General features: G+C 36.6%; 1 pseudogene. It reads right to left on the reverse strand.

The annotated features are described in order from the left end of the window. A pseudogene (locus F6U93_RS14380) lies at nucleotides 1–287 on the reverse strand (ISAon1 family transposase); the annotation flags it as partial.

A 287-nucleotide genomic window follows, 5' to 3' on the forward strand; every position in this document is an offset into this window, starting at 1 on the left:
GTGATTTCTTTAACCTTAGCCCTTTTCTTGGCGGATATTTTCAGAAGCAGTTCTATGATAGGTTCTACCTTTGTTCCTGCAAATATGGCGACAATACTACCGACCTTTCCTTTTGCTTTTTTATTAGTAATTATGGTGTAAAGCTCTCCTTTAGAAAGCGCTGTTTCGTCAATAGAGAGATGAGCACCTATGTTTTCTGGAAAAACAAGCCATTGCTTGGCATGTGACTTTTGTTTCCAGTTTTTAAAATCACTGAGGTAGTCTTTATACTGACGTTGTAATTTTTT

The sequence above is a fragment of the Pseudotamlana haliotis genome (assembly GCF_008806375.1).
GTDB classification, from domain to species: domain Bacteria; phylum Bacteroidota; class Bacteroidia; order Flavobacteriales; family Flavobacteriaceae; genus Pseudotamlana; species Pseudotamlana haliotis.